Source organism: Kitasatospora sp. NPDC101235, from assembly GCF_044767505.1.
Lineage (GTDB): Bacteria > Actinomycetota > Actinomycetes > Streptomycetales > Streptomycetaceae > Kitasatospora.
The window spans coordinates 57,356-70,000 of the sequence record NZ_JBIWNZ010000011.1 but is presented as its reverse complement, the minus strand read 5'-3'; the positions used below and the strand labels follow the sequence as shown (position 1 = coordinate 70,000).

Genomic DNA, 12,645 nt, shown 5'->3' with positions numbered 1-12,645 from the left:
CCCGCCGCGACCACTGGTCGCGGCGGGCCCTCGTCGTACGGTCCGCTACTGCCGGTCCGCTACTGCACCGGGATCACCGAGGTCAGCCACTCGAAGGCGCCCGGGACCATCTTCTTCCACTGCTCGGTGGTGTGCGGGCCGGAGCCCTCCTCGACCTGGACGGTGGTCGGGGCCTTGGCGGCGGTGCGGATCGCCTCGCCGTCCTCGTAGCCGTCGCCCTTGGAGCCGCTGACCAGCAGGGCGACCTTCGGCGGCTGCGGGGCGGCCTTCAGGATGTTGACCGGGTTGTTGGCCTCGCGCAGCTTGGCGTCCTTGCCGACCAGGGAGTCCGGCTCCCGGGCCGGGTCGTTGTAGCCGGACATCGCGATGGCGGCCCGGTACCGGTTGGGGTGGGACAGCGACAGCTTGGCCGCGCAGTGCGCGCCGGCCGAGTAGCCGGCGATCGCCCAGCGGTCCGCGGACGGGTCGGCGCGGAAGTTGTCCAGCACCATCTGCGGGACGTCGCGGGTGACCCAGGCGTCGGCGTTGACCTTGCCGGGGATGTCGGTGCAGCCCGCGTCCTGGTTGTTCAGCAGCTTGGTGCGGGGCGAGACCAGGATGAACGGCGCGACCTTGCCCTGCTGCATCAGCGGCTTGAGCTGCTCGGAGACCTTGAGGGTGCCGTACCAGGTGGAGGAGGAGCCGGGGTAGCCCGGGATCAGCTCGACCACGGGGAACTTCTTGTCCTTGAACGCCGGGTCGTTGTACTGCGGCGGCAGCCAGACCAGCACCTCGCCGTCGACCCCGGACACCTGTCCCTTGAGTTCGGTCTTCTGCACGTCGCCCGGGACGAGCGGGTCGTTCACGCCGCCGAAGCTCTGCTTGACCTTCGGCGGCTCCTTGGCGGCGTCATTGCTCTGGCCCGGAACGGCGGCCGGGTCGATCGGCGCCACCTTGGGCACCGCGCGGACGTGGTCGCCGGTGCCCAGCAGGTCGTCCCAGTTGCCGTAGATCAGGTTGGCGTTGTTGACCATCACGAAGACCATCAGGACGGCCGTGACCTGACAGAACATGATCATGATGATCCGGGTGAGATAGCGAACCGGCTGCGGGCCGCCGACCTTCCCCCAGAACAGCAGCGCCACCGCGATGGACACCGGCACCAGGATGACGGTGAGGAGGAAGAATGGCGTACCTGTCAGTTCCATCGAGTTCTCGTATCCGGGTCGCACGCCGCCCGGGCCCCACTCGCCCGAACGCACGTCAATGGCATTGGACGGCGATGGACCGGTGATCGGTTGCCGTCCGATTCTGTGCGGAACCTGAGAGGAACATCACGTTCTCGCGATGAACCCACTTCGGATCGGCGCCTAGTCTGCCACCCGGACGGACGCCGTCCGGACGGGCTGCCCAGCGAACTACCAGGAACGGTCCCCCGGGGCACCTTACCTCCCAGGCCGTGCGCGCTGCTGGGCGAGGCGGTGCGATCCCGCGCGACCGGGGCAGGGAGACTATGGGGATGAGCATCACCCGCTTTCGCCCGTCCCGCCGCTTCTGGCCCGTGTGTGCCCTCCTGGCACTCGCGGTCACCGCGGCCGGTTGCAGCAGTACCGGAGGCAGACGCGCCGAGGAGGCCCGCGCCAAGGCCGCGGCCACCGGCGGCAGCGCCGTCACCACCCCGCGCTGGAAGGTCGCCATGGTGACCCACGCCGGAGCCGGCGACGCCTTCTGGGACACTGTGCGCAAGGGCGCCGAGCAGGCCGCCGCCAAGGACAACATCACCTTCCTGTACTCCAACGACGCGCAGACCCAGAACCAGGTCCAGCTCGTCCAGGCCGCCATCGACCAGAAGGTCGACGGCCTGCTGGTCACCCTCGCCAAGGGCGACGCCATGGCGGACGTCCTCGGCAAGGCCAAGGCCGCCGGCATCCCCGTGATCACCATCAACTCCGGCCAGGAGTACTCGCAGAAGTTCGGCGCGCTCACCCACATCGGCCAGGACGAGGCCACCGCCGGTCAGGCGGCCGGCACCGAGCTGGCCTCGCGCGGCCGCAAGAACGTGCTCTGCGTGATCCACGAGCAGGGCAACGTCGGCCAGGAGCAGCGCTGCTCCGGCGTCCGGGCCAAGGCCGGCGGCTCCTTCCAGGTGCTCTACGTCAACGGCGTCGACATGCCCGACGCCCGCGCCGCGATCTCCGCCAAGCTCCAGGCCGACCCGGCCATCGACACCGTGCTCACCCTCTCCGGCCCGATGGCCGCCACCGGCCTCCAGGCCGTCCAGGACTCCCACCGCAGCGTCGAGCTGGACACCTTCGACCTGGGCACGCAGGTGGTGTCCGGGCTCAAGTCCGGCAGCGTCGGATTCGCCGTCGACCAGCAGCCCTACCTCCAGGGCTACACCGGCGTCGACCTGCTCTGGCTGTACAAGTACAACCTGAACATGCTCGGCGGCGGCAAGCCTGTCGAGACCGGCCCGCAGATCCTGACCAAGGACAACGCCGACGCGCTCGCCGAGTACGTCGCGAGGGGGACCAGGTGAGCACCCCCGACCTCCTCGCCCAGGACGGCCTGGTCGACGGGCGCCCGGCGGCCCTGCGGCGGCTTCTCGCCCGCCCCGAGCTGGGCTCGCTGATCGCCGCCGTCGCGGTCTTCGTGGTCTTCGCCGTGCTCGCCGAACCCTTCCTGCGGGTCTCCTCGCTGGGCACCGTGCTGTACGCGGCCTCCACCATCGGGATCATGGCGGTGCCGGTCTCGCTGCTGATGATCGGCGGCGAGTTCGACCTCTCGGCCGGCGTGCTGGTCACCACCGCCGCGCTGACCTCCTCGATGGTCTCGTACCAGTTCACCGCGGTGACCTGGGTCGGCGTGCTGGTCTCGCTGGCGACGACGCTGGCCGTCGGCTGGTTCAACGGCTGGATGCTCGGCCGCACCAGGCTGCCCAGCTTCATCGTCACGCTCGGCACCTTCCTGATGCTGACCGGCGCGAACCTGGGCGTCACCAAGGCGATCTCCGGCACCGTCTCCACCAAGCCGATCTCCGACATGGAGGGCTTCGCCTCCTGCCGCTGGCTGTTCGCCTCCGAGGTGACCGTCGGCGGGCTGGCGATCAAGGCCACCGTCTGGTGGTGGCTCGGCCTGCTCGTGGTCGGCAGCTGGGTGCTGCTGCGCACCCGCTTCGGCAACTGGATCTTCGCGGTCGGCGGCGACGCGGCCGCGGCCCGCGCGGTCGGCGTGCCGGTCGCCCGGACCAAGACCGTGCTCTACCTGGGAGTCGGCTTCGGCGCCTGGGTGCTCGGCCAGCACCTGCTGTTCTCCTTCGACACCGTGCAGTCCGGCGAGGGCGTCGGCAACGAGCTGATCTACATCGTCGCGGCCGTCATCGGTGGCTGTCTGATCACCGGCGGCTACGGCTCGGTGGTCGGTTCCGCGCTCGGCGCGCTGATCTTCGGCATGGCCAGCAAGGGGATCATCTACGCCCAGTGGAACCCGGACTGGTTCAAGTTCTTCCTCGGCGCGATGCTGCTGCTGGCCGCGCTGCTGAACGCCTACGTCAAGCGCCGGGCCGAACGGGGGCCGCGATGAGCGAGCGGAGCACGGGGGTACCCGCCCCCAGCCTGGCGGCCGGGAGGTGCCCCCAGGTCGGAGGCTGGAAGGGAATCATGAAGAGGTGCGCGTGGGCGGACGCCCCTGCCGGGCGGAGCGAGGTGGGCGCATGAGTACCGGGGTTCCGACCGGCGACGAACTGCTCTCCCTCGACGGCGTCGGCAAGAGCTACGGCACCGTCCGGGCGCTCCAGGACGTCTCGCTGACCCTGCGGGCCGGCGAGATCAGCTGCGTGCTCGGTGACAACGGGGCCGGCAAGTCCACCCTGATCAAGATCATCGCGGGGCTGCACCAGCACGACGAGGGCCGCTACACCGTGGAGGGCGAGGAGGTCCGCCTCGACTCCCCGCGCCAGGCCCTCGACCGCGGCATCGCCACCGTCTACCAGGACCTCGCGGTCGTCCCGCTGATGCCGGTCTGGCGCAACTTTTTCCTCGGCTCCGAGCAGGGCATGCGCCGTTGGGGCGGCCTGCGGCTGGACGCCGACGGGATGCGCGCCACCACGCGTGAGGCGCTCGCCCGGATGGGCATCGACCTGCACGACGTCGACCGGCCGATCGGCACCCTCTCCGGCGGGCAGCGCCAGTGCGTGGCGATCGCCCGCGCGGTGCACTTCGGCGCCAAGGTGCTGATCCTGGACGAGCCCACGGCCGCGCTCGGCGTCAAGCAGTCCGGGGTGGTGCTCAAGTACGTCACCGCCGCCCGCGACGCCGGGCTCGGGGTCGTGCTGATCACCCACAACCCGCACCACGCGTACCTGGTCGGCGACCACTTCACCCTGCTCAAGCGGGGCCGGATGGCGGGCAGCCACCCGCGTGCCGAGATCAGCCTCGAACAGCTCACCACCGAGATGGCCGGCGGCTCCGACCTCGCCGAGCTCTCGCACGAGCTGGCCCGGCCCTCCGTTTCCGACCCCTCCGTTTCCGACCCCAGTGGTTCCGACCCCCGTGAGGAGCGTCCGCAGCCGTGACCAGCTCCCAGGGCAGCACCCGCCCGCCCGTCCTGCCCACCCTGCTCGGCCTCGGCCCGCGCGCCGAGCGCCGCCGCCGCGCCCTGCCCGCCGGGATACTGCGACTGCCCACCATCGGCATCGACATCGGCGGCACCAAGGTGGTCGCCGGGGTGGTGGACGGTGAGGGCAAGGTGCTGGAGAAGCTGCGTACGGACACGCCGCACAAGAGCAAGAGCCCCAAGGTGGTCGAGGACGTCATCGTCGAGCTGGTGCTCCAGCTCGCCGACCGGCACGACGTCCACGCCGTCGGGATCGGCGCGGCCGGCTGGGTCGACGCCGACCGCTCCAACGTGTTGTTCGCCCCGCACCTCAACTGGCGCAACGAGCCGCTCCAGCAGGCACTCAGCGAGCGGCTGCGGTTCCCGGTGATCGTGGAGAACGACGCCAACGCGGCCGCCTGGGCCGAGTGGCGTTTCGGCGCCGGGCGCGGTGAGGACCACATGGTGATGCTCACCCTGGGCACCGGCATCGGCGGGGCGGTGGTCCGGGACGGCTACGTGGACCGTGGCAAGTACGGTCTGGCGGGCGAGTTCGGGCACATGCAGGTGCTGCCCGGCGGCCACCGCTGTCCGTGCGGCAACCGCGGCTGCTGGGAGCAGTACTCCTCCGGCAACGCGCTGGTGCGCGACGCGCGCGAGCTGGTCGCCGAGGAGTCCCCGGTGGTGCAGCCGCTGCTGGCCCGGGCGGGCGGCGCGGTCGAGGGCATCACCGGCCCGCTGGTCACCGAGGCCGCCCAGGACGGCGACCCGACCGCGACCGAGCTGCTCTACGAGGTCGGCACCTGGCTCGGCGTCGGCATCGCCAACCTGGCCGCCGCGCTGGACCCGGGCCGCTTCGTGATCGGCGGTGGGGTCTCGGAGGCGGGCGACCTGTTGCTCGGGCCGGCCCGGGACACCTTCCGCCGCACCCTCACCGGGCGCGGCTTCCGCCCGGAGGCCACCATCGTGCACGCCGCCCTCGGCAACGAGGCCGGCCTCGTCGGCGCCGCCGACCTCGCCCGGCAGGTGGCGCGGCGCTTCCGGACGATCAAGCGACGGCGGGTGGAGCGCAGCGCGTTGTAGCGGCGCCGGCGGACAGATTTCAGCGGACAGGGTTCAGCCGACAGATTTCAGATAACAGATTTCGTTTTCTGTTATCTGAAATCTGTCGGCTGTCTGCTGTGCCCGTGCACCCTGCCGCCCCGTCAACTACCCATTGGTAGCAGCACGGTGTGGTTGTCGGATGATGACTCCTGTGGAACAACTGATGAGTTGACGTCGACTCAGGAGGACTCGGATGAGGGCTCGGACCCGTCTCGCGCCGTCGCTGTTACTCACCACCGCCCTGGTCTGGTCCGGCGTCGGGCCGGCCGGCGCCGCGGCCCCGCCGTCGAAGGTGCCGGAGGCGGTGGGCTGGGGCGGGGCGGTGGCCACCGTCGACGCCGACGCCACCGCCGCCGGGATCGAGGTGCTGCGCAAGGGCGGCAACGCGGTGGACGCGGCCGTCGCCGCCGCCGCGGCCCTCGGGGTCACCGAGCCGTACTCCTCCGGCATCGGCGGCGGCGGGTACTTCGTCTACTACGACCACGCCACCGGCCGGGTGCACACCATCGACGGCCGCGAGACCGCCGGCCGCACCGCCGACACCGGTCTGTTCCTGGAGGGCGGCAAACCGCTGGCCTTCGCCGACGCCGTCACCAGCGGCCTGTCCGTCGGCGTCCCCGGAACCCCCGCCACCTGGGACGCCGCGTTGCGCCACTGGGGCACCCGCTCGCTCGCCCAGAACCTCGAACCGGCCGAGCGGATCGCCGACAACGGCTTCGTCGTGGACGGCACCTTCCGCACCCAGACCGCCGACAACTACGCCCGGTTCAAGGACTTCCCGGCCACCGCCGGGCTCTACCTGCCGAACGGCAAGCCCCCCGAGGTCGGCAGCGTGCTGCGCAACCCCGACCTCGCCGCCACCTACCGGCTGCTCGCCAAGGACGGCGTCAAGGCGTTCTACCAGGGCGAGTTGGCCGGGGACATCGTCAACACCGTGCAGCACCCGCCGGTCGACCCGGCCTCCGGCCGCAACGCCCGCCCCGGCAAGGTCGACACCACCGACCTCGCCGCCTACCGGGTCCGTGACCAGGCGCCCACCCACGTCTCGCACGGCGCCTACGACGTCTACACGATGGCCCCCTCCAGCTCCGGCGGCACCACCGTCGGCGAGGCGCTCAACATCCTGGAGGACGGCGGCGACGTCTCGACGTACAGCAGCGCGCAGTACTACCACCACTTCCTGGAGGCCTCCCGGATCTCCTTCGCCGACCGCAACCGCTGGGTCGGCGACCCGGCCTTCAGCGACGTCCCCACCAGGCAGCTGCTCTCCGAGCGCTACGCCGCCTCCCGGGCCTGCCTGATCAGCCCGGACCGCGCGCTCACCAGCCCGCTCGCCCCCGGCGACCCGCGTCACCCGGTTCCCTGCGCCGACACCGGCCAGGCCGTCGCCGAGCCGTACGAGGGCCCCAACACCACCCACCTGACGGTCGCCGACCGCTGGGGCAACATCGTCTCCTACACGCTCAGCATCGAGCAGACCGGCGGCAGCGGCATCACCGTCCCCGGCCGGGGCTTCCTGCTCAACAACGAGCTGACCGACTTCGACTTCACCCCGCTCGCCCCCGGAGTCCCCGACCCCAACCTGGTGGGCCCGGGCAAACGGCCGCGCTCCTCGATGTCCCCGACGATCGTGCTGCGCGACGGCGAACCGCTGCTCGCCACCGGCAGCCCCGGCGGCGCGACCATCATCACCACCACCCTCCAGGTGCTGCTCGGGCGGCTCGACCGGGGCCTGAGCCTGGAGCAGGCGATCGCCGCGCCGCGCGCCAGCCAGCGCAACAGCGCCTCGACCCAGGCCGAGCCCGCCTTCCTGGCACTGCCCGAGCGGGCTGCACTGGAGGGCATCGGGCACAGCTTCGTCAACGGCGGCGAGATAGGTGCCGCCACCGGTGTGGAACGGCTGCCGGACGGGCGCTGGGTGGCCGCCGCCGAACCGGTGCGGCGTGGCGGCGGCTCGGCCGCGGTGGTCCGGCCCGCGCGCTGATCGGGACGGCCTGTCAGTGCCGGGCGGTATGTTCGGGGTGGGTCCCCCTCGCGAGGGGCGGCCCACCCCGTCCGTACCGAACCACCGGGAAGGCCGCCCGCCGTGACCGTCCGCATCGCCACCTGGAACATCAACTCCGTCACCGCGCGGCTGCCCAAGCTCCTGGAGTGGTTGGAGAGCGCGAAGCCCGACGTGCTCTGCCTCCAGGAGCTCAAGTGCGCGGCCGACGCCTTCCCGTACGAGGCGGTCCGCGAGCTCGGCTACGAGACGGCCGCGCACGGCAACGGCCGCTGGAACGGCGTCGCGATCGTCTCCCGGCTCGGCCTGGACGACGTCGTGCGCGGCCTGCCCGGCCAGCCCGGCTACCTCGCCGACGGCGCCCTGCTGCCCGAGGTCGAGCCGCGCGCCATCGCCGCCACCTGCGGCCCGGTCCGGGTCTGGTCGGTCTACGTGCCCAACGGCCGCGAGGTCGGCCACGCGCACTACCAGTACAAGCTGGAGTGGCTGGAGGCGCTGCGCAAGGCCGCCACTGAGGACGCTGCCGGCTCCCGCCCGTTCGCCGTCCTCGGAGACTTCAACATCGCCCCGACCGACGAGGACGTCTTCGACGCCGCCGCCTTCGAGGGCCTCACCCACGTCACCCCGGTCGAGCGCGCCGCCCTGACGGCCCTCGGCGAGATCGGCCTCCAGGACGTGCTGCCCCGCCCGCTCAAGTACGACCGTCCCTACACCTACTGGGACTACCGCCAGCTGGCCTTCCCCAAGAACCGGGGCATGCGGATCGACCTCACCTACGCCAACAAGCCCTTCGCCGACGCCGTCACCGACAGCTACGTGGACCGCGAGGCCCGCAAGGGCAAGGGCACCTCGGACCACGCGCCGGTCGTGGTGGACCTCGACCTGTGAGCCGCACGGGCGGGCATCACGCTGGGTGACGAGCCGTAACCCGAACGGTCCTGAGCGCTGGCCGAGCACGGGGCGGGTTCCTACGGTCGGTGAATGACCGGGCGCAGTTGATCGACCACGTGGACATGGGAGTCCCTGGCTGCGCCCGAGAATCCCGGAGGTTCCGGCATGCGCCCCATGCGTACGGCAGCCGCCGCCCTGATCGGCGCGACGGCGCTGACCGGTCTGACGGCCCCCCTCGCATCCGCCAGGGAGGGTGCGGCCTCGGTCAGCCCGTCCCGTGCCGCACCGGGTCAGACCGTGACGGTCACGGTCTCGTGCGAGAAGTCGGACAAGCCCGAGGCCAAGACCATCACCGCGCGCTCCGACGCCTTCGAGGGTGGTCCGGCGACCCTCACCCTGGGCCCCGACGGCAAGCACAGCGGCTCCGCCCGGCTGGCCGGCCGGCAGGCCGGGGACAGCAAGGTCGACGGCACCTGCCCGGACGGCGGCGCGTTCGCCGCCGCCGTCACGGTCGCCGGCACCTCCGGCGGGAGCCTCGGCAAGAGCTCCGACAAGAGCCTCGGCGAGTGGGGCGAGGCCGCGGGGGAGTGGGCCGGCTCGCTCGGGCAGTCCGGCGTCGGCAGCCGGCAGGTCGCCCCGCACGGCTCCGTGCAGACCGGCCTCGGCGGCTCGGTCGCGGCGAGCCCGGCGGAGCTGGCCGGCGGCCTCGCGCTGGTCGTGGGCGGCGTCGGCGGCTTCTGGCTGCTGCGGAGGCGCGGTGCCTGACGGCCTCGCCCCCGTGCGCCCCTGTGCGCCCTGTGCCATGCCGCTGGAATCCGACGGGACCGTCGACGGGACCGGCGGCGCGGCGGTGTGTCAGGCGGTCCGCGGCTCGGCGCCCTCGTGGTGGAACCGGTCCTGGTGCCGGAGGGTGCCGTCGGCCAGCAGGTACTGGGCCAGCACGTAGGTCGCCATGATCCAGAACTGATGGCCCGGCAGTTCCCGCCACTTCGCCAGCTGGGTGGCGATCAGCGTGTCGGAGAGCAGGAACAGTGCCCCGCCCAGCCCGGTCCGCCAGCCCAGCCCGGCCGAGGTGACGGCCGTCGAGGCGAGCAGCAGGCTGTAGCCGGCCACCGGGACCCGCAGGTCCCCGAGGTCCGGCCAGAGCTGCCCGACCAGGGCCACCCAGGCCGTTGCGTACGCGGCCGCGACGACCAGGGCCCGGCGGCGGTCGGTGAGCGCGCCGCGCTTGACGAACATCGTGACGTAGCAGACGTGCGCCGCCGCGAAGGAGCCCATGCCCGCGAGGAACGCGGGGTCGTTCTTCAGCTGGAGCAGCACGTCCCCGCCCGCGCTCAGCAGCAGCGCCGGCGCCAGCAGCTTCGGCGCCTCCCGCCCGGCCTTCCTGGCCGCCGCCACGCTGTGCGCGGCCAGCAGCGGCATCAGGGCCGGCTTGGTGGCGTTCTGGAGCACCGAGGCCCCGGAGGCGATCGCGCCCAGGTGCGCCGCCGAGGTGGCCGCGAAGCCGCCCAGCAGGGCGGTCGCCGAGCGCACCCGCGCCCCGAGGCCGGCGCGGGCGGTGGTACGGACAGTCATGCGTGCGCCTCTCGGTGATCTGCTGCTTCGGACCGACCCTAGAGGAGTCGAACCGGCGGCGGAAGGGCGGGTTACCGGTGCGTAACCCCGGTGGGGCGCGGCGGATGACGGGGTGGCCGGCCGGCGGAGCGCGGGCGCCCGCTTCGAGGGCTCTTGCGGAGAGTTCCTCAGGAGGGCGGTTGCTGCCCTCGGGTGACCCGGGCACCGTCTAGTCTGGACCCCGACATGGATCAGCAGGACTACGCGGTCGGCGCCACCCGGGTGGCCGCCGGCAGGCCGGACGGACGTAAGGGCGGGGCAGGGCGGGGAACCGCCGCCGCCGTCCTCGCCGTACGCGGAGCCGGTCCCGCTGACAGGAAACCCGGGGCGGCTGCGGGGAGTGGTGCTGACGACTCGCAGGTGCCGGACCGTCCGGCCGTCGACGTGATGCTCTCGCCCGACCCGGGGCTGCTGCGCCTGGCCCACTGGTTCGCCGTCGCCGCCCCCGGCACCGCCGACGACCTCTGCACCGCCTCCTTCGGCCTCTACCCGGCGCGCCACCTCGGCGCCACCGCCGAACCCGCCGCCGATCCCGGCGTCAGCTGGTGGCACGGCCCCACCGCGCACGCCGCCACGCCCGTACGCCCCCGTGAGGACCGCACCGAGAGCGGCCTGCGCCGCGCCCGGCGCGACGACGCCGCGCTGCCCGTCGTCCGGTCAGGTGCCAAGCCGGGCGGGCCGGGCCGGCACCGCAGGCCCGAACGCACGCGGGTGACGCCGCTTCCCGTGGTCGCACAGGGGCGTTCGGGCGAGGAGCTCCCGGCCGCCGAACGCCGGATCGCCGCACGGCTGTTGCTCGCCCATCCGCTGGTCACCGCCTCCGGTCCGCACGCCGACGGCTTCCCGCTGATCCGCCGTCACCGCGACTGGCTCGCCGAGCGCTTCGACGCCCTGCTCGGCTACCGCCTCGTGGTCGGTCCCTGGCACGCCCGGCTCTGCAAGGCCGGCCTCGGCCCCGGCGCCGCCCGCCGCCTCGAACACCCCATCACGGGTGAGCCGTTCACCCCGGGCGGGTACGCCCAACTCGCCCTCGCGCTGGCCCTGTTGGTCGACGCCCCGGAGGAGCTGGGCTACCGGCGGCTGCTGGACGCGATGGGTGCCGCCGCTCCCGAACTCGCCGCCGAACCGGCCGACCTCGCCATGGCGCTGGCCGCGCTGGCCGGCTGGCAGGTACTCGGCGAGCTGCCGGACCCGGCCGACGACTCCTTCGTGCTGACCGTGGACCGCGAACTCGCGCGTGCCGTCCCGGCCGGCCCGCCCGCCCTCGCCGACGACGCCGCGGACCTGATCCGCCGCGCCGCCGAGGCCGAGCCCGCCACCGCCGTCCGCCGCCTGCTCGCCGAGACGCCCGCCGTCCTGGCCGTCGACCTCCCCGAGGAGCACCGCGCCTGGCTGCAGGAGCACCGGCTCAGCGGGCCGGCTGCGCTCGCCGAGTTCCTCGGCCTGGAGGCCGAACTGCGGGCCGAGGGCGTCGCCCTGCTCGACCCGGCCGCCGAACTCACCGACCTCGCCCTGCCCGGCGCCGGCACCCTCGCCCAGGCCGCCCTGCTGCTGGTCGAGCGCCTGGTCGAGGAGGTCCGCCCGCTGCCCGGCGAGACGGTGGCCGGCGACGTTCCGATCCCGGACGCGCTGATAGACGGCGTCCTCGGCGACATCGCGGACGAGTACGGCCTGCCCGCCCGCTACCTCTCCGACCGCACCGCCCTGCGGCGCGACGCCCTCGACCTGCTCCACCGCCTGGCCCTGATCGCCCCCACCCCCCATCCCACCCGCCCCCCGGCCTGGCGCCTGCGCCCGCCGGCCGCCCGCTACGCCCCGGCCCCCGACCTCCAGCCCACCCCCGGCCGGGGCCGCCACTCCCGCCCCGGCCCGCTGATCCCGCCCCCGGCCGGCCCCCGCACGGAGCAGCGGGCGTAGCCGGAGCCGTGCCGCGTGCCGGGCGGTCCGGTCGACGCGCGGAGCGGGGGCCGCTCACCCGTGTCGAGAACGCGGGCGCCCGTGCGAGCGGGCGGTGCCCGGCCCGCCGCCCAGGGCGGGAAGCAAGAAGCACCGGGTCCGGGGTGGGGACCGCGGTGCTGGGTGGGGCGGGTGTTACTTGCTGGCGGAGGCGCTGGCGACGGGGCCGTGTTCGACGGTTTCCACGGTGGCGCCGACTCCCAGGGTGCCGAGGGCGATGGAGGCGAGGACGGCGGTGACGGCGAGCAGCCGGCGGTGCCGTTGGGGCAGGGGGAAGCGCGGTTCCTGGTAGGGCGCCTGAGGGCTGGCGTTCATGACAGGAAGGTTTCCAGGGCGGTGTGAACGGTCGGTACGCGCGGGTGAAGTCCGGACGGGGGTTGGGCGTCGGTTGGCCGCGTACGTCCACCCGTCGCCGGACGGGGCGTATGCGCTGGTCAGGGGCGCGTGTCCGCCTCGCCCACGGTGGCCCGGGCGGCGTCCCGCAGGCTGTGCGGCGGGTGGGGGCG

11 protein-coding genes are annotated in these 12,645 nt (G+C 73.3%); 8 read left to right on the top strand and 3 right to left on the bottom strand.

Annotated features, from left to right (window positions below; genetic code table 11):
- Positions 1 to 59 precede the first annotated feature (59 nt).
- Positions 60 to 1,187 carry an alpha/beta hydrolase gene (locus ACIRRH_RS19775; protein ID WP_403068734.1) on the bottom strand — a complete coding sequence of 376 codons (1,128 nt, stop codon included), beginning with the start codon at positions 1,185 to 1,187 and terminating at the stop codon, positions 60 to 62.
- A 317-nt stretch (positions 1,188 to 1,504) separates the two neighbouring features.
- Between ACIRRH_RS19775 and ACIRRH_RS19770 the strand changes: the two genes are divergently transcribed.
- The 7 genes from ACIRRH_RS19770 to ACIRRH_RS19740 all read left to right on the top strand — a co-directional run bounded on the left by ACIRRH_RS19770 (position 1,505) and on the right by ACIRRH_RS19740 (position 9,334).
- On the top strand, positions 1,505 to 2,518 hold the full coding sequence (locus ACIRRH_RS19770) for a sugar ABC transporter substrate-binding protein (protein ID WP_403069180.1): 1,014 nt from the start codon (positions 1,505 to 1,507) through the stop codon (positions 2,516 to 2,518).
- The gene (locus tag ACIRRH_RS19765) at positions 2,515 to 3,561 is read left to right on the top strand and encodes an ABC transporter permease (protein ID WP_403068731.1); all 1,047 of its coding nucleotides are present in this window, start codon (positions 2,515 to 2,517) and stop codon (positions 3,559 to 3,561) included. Before ACIRRH_RS19770 ends, ACIRRH_RS19765 begins: the two co-directional genes overlap by 4 nt.
- 130 nt (positions 3,562 to 3,691) lie before the next feature.
- Positions 3,692 to 4,552, top strand: coding sequence for an ATP-binding cassette domain-containing protein (locus ACIRRH_RS19760; RefSeq protein ID WP_403068728.1), 861 nt, complete (start codon positions 3,692 to 3,694; stop codon positions 4,550 to 4,552).
- Positions 4,549 to 5,655: an ROK family glucokinase gene (locus ACIRRH_RS19755; RefSeq protein WP_403068726.1), complete on the top strand. Its 1,107-nt coding sequence runs from the start codon at positions 4,549 to 4,551 to the stop codon at positions 5,653 to 5,655. Before ACIRRH_RS19760 ends, ACIRRH_RS19755 begins: the two co-directional genes overlap by 4 nt.
- A 214-nt stretch (positions 5,656 to 5,869) precedes the next feature.
- Positions 5,870 to 7,660 (top strand): gamma-glutamyltransferase, encoded by a 1,791-nt coding sequence (ggt, locus tag ACIRRH_RS19750; RefSeq protein WP_403068723.1) that lies wholly within the window; start codon positions 5,870 to 5,872, stop codon positions 7,658 to 7,660.
- Positions 7,661 to 7,762: 102 nt separating this feature from the next.
- Positions 7,763 to 8,566: an exodeoxyribonuclease III gene (locus ACIRRH_RS19745; protein WP_224284536.1), complete on the top strand. Its 804-nt coding sequence runs from the start codon at positions 7,763 to 7,765 to the stop codon at positions 8,564 to 8,566.
- A 177-nt stretch (positions 8,567 to 8,743) separates the two neighbouring features.
- The gene (locus tag ACIRRH_RS19740; protein ID WP_403068720.1) at positions 8,744 to 9,334 is read left to right on the top strand and encodes a hypothetical protein; all 591 of its coding nucleotides are present in this window, start codon (positions 8,744 to 8,746) and stop codon (positions 9,332 to 9,334) included.
- 90 nt (positions 9,335 to 9,424) lie between these two features.
- Here the strand turns inward: ACIRRH_RS19740 and ACIRRH_RS19735 are convergent, their stop codons facing one another.
- A complete protein-coding gene (locus tag ACIRRH_RS19735; RefSeq protein WP_403068717.1) occupies positions 9,425 to 10,144 on the bottom strand; it encodes a lysoplasmalogenase in 720 nt (239 codons plus the stop codon).
- A gap of 225 nt (positions 10,145 to 10,369) precedes the next feature.
- On the opposite strand from ACIRRH_RS19735, the gene ACIRRH_RS19730 reads away from it, so the two are divergent.
- Positions 10,370 to 12,100 carry a DUF2398 family protein gene (locus tag ACIRRH_RS19730; RefSeq protein WP_403068714.1) on the top strand — a complete coding sequence of 577 codons (1,731 nt, stop codon included), beginning with the start codon at positions 10,370 to 10,372 and terminating at the stop codon, positions 12,098 to 12,100.
- A 174-nt stretch (positions 12,101 to 12,274) separates the two neighbouring features.
- Here ACIRRH_RS19730 and ACIRRH_RS19725 read toward each other — a convergent pair whose 3' ends face one another.
- Positions 12,275 to 12,454, bottom strand: a complete 180-nt coding sequence (locus ACIRRH_RS19725; protein ID WP_224285234.1) for a hypothetical protein — start codon at positions 12,452 to 12,454, stop codon at positions 12,275 to 12,277.
- Positions 12,455 to 12,645 lie beyond the last annotated feature (191 nt).